Source organism: Kitasatospora sp. NPDC001095 (assembly GCF_053598615.1).
Genome location: NZ_JBSFKQ010000155.1, coordinates 1 through 1,017 on the forward strand (window position 1 = coordinate 1; position 1,017 = coordinate 1,017).

At 74.5% G+C, this 1,017-nt stretch carries 1 protein-coding gene; it reads left to right on the forward strand.

Going from position 1 to position 1,017, the window contains the following annotated elements:
- Positions 1–32: 32 nt before the first annotated feature.
- Positions 33–1,017, forward strand: a 985-nt coding sequence (locus ACWDBB_RS36265) for a beta-ketoacyl reductase (RefSeq protein ID WP_449793662.1), incomplete at its 3' end; no start/stop codon positions are given.

Consider the following 1,017-nt stretch of genomic DNA (forward strand, 5'->3'; position numbering starts at 1 on the left):
TCGAGCTGGGCCCCGACGGCGTGCTCTCGGCCATGGGCCAGGAGTGCGTCGAGCAGGGCGTGTTCACCCCGGCGCTGCGCGCCGAACGCCCGGAGACCGCGACCGCCCTCGCCGTGCTCGCCGAGCTGTACGTCGCCGGCCGGACGCCCGACTGGACGGCGCTGTTCGCAGCGGCGCCGTCGGTGGCGGCCGCGCTCCCGACCTACGCCTTCCAGCGCGAGCTGTACTGGCCCCGGCTGCCCGAGCCCCTGGTCGACGACCGGCTGAGCTACGGCATCGGCTGGGAGCGCACCGCCGACCGGTCCGCCCGTGCGGTGTCCGGCCGCTGGCTCGTCGTCTCCCCGGCCGACTGCGTGAACGGGAGCCTGGTCGCGGACTCGGTCGCGGCGCTCACGGAGCACGGTCTCGACGTGCGGCACGTCACGCTGTCCGGTGAGGACACCGACCGGCAGGCGCTGGCGGAGTTGCTGCGCGCCGAGGCCGACGGAGGTCTCGACGGTGTGCTCTCGCTGCTGGCGCTCGCCGACGAGGACGAGGCCGTTGCCGGGGCGACCCGTGGCCTCGGCGGCACCCTCGGCCTGCTCCAGGCCCTGGGCGACGCCGACCTCGAAGCGCCGCTGTGGGCGGCGACCTCCGGGGCGGTCACGGTCGACGGGACGGGTGACCGGCTGCGTTCGGCCGCCCAGGCGATGGTCTGGGGTCTGGGTCGGAGTGCGGGTCTGGAGCTGCCGGGTCGTTGGGGTGGTCTGGTGGATCTGCCCGAGGTGGTGGATCGGCGTGCCGGTGAGCGTCTGGTGTCGGTGCTGGCGGGTGTCGGTGGCGAGGACCAGGTCGCGGTGCGGGCGAGTGGTGTGTTCGTGCGTCGTCTGGTGCGGGTGTCGGCTGCGGGTGTGGCGGGTGAGGTGTGGCGTCCGTCGGGTGCCGTGCTGGTCACCGGTGGTACCGGTGCGCTGGGTGGGCAGGTGGCTCGTTGGCTGGCGGTGAACGGTGCCGGTCATGTGGTGCTGACGAGCCGGC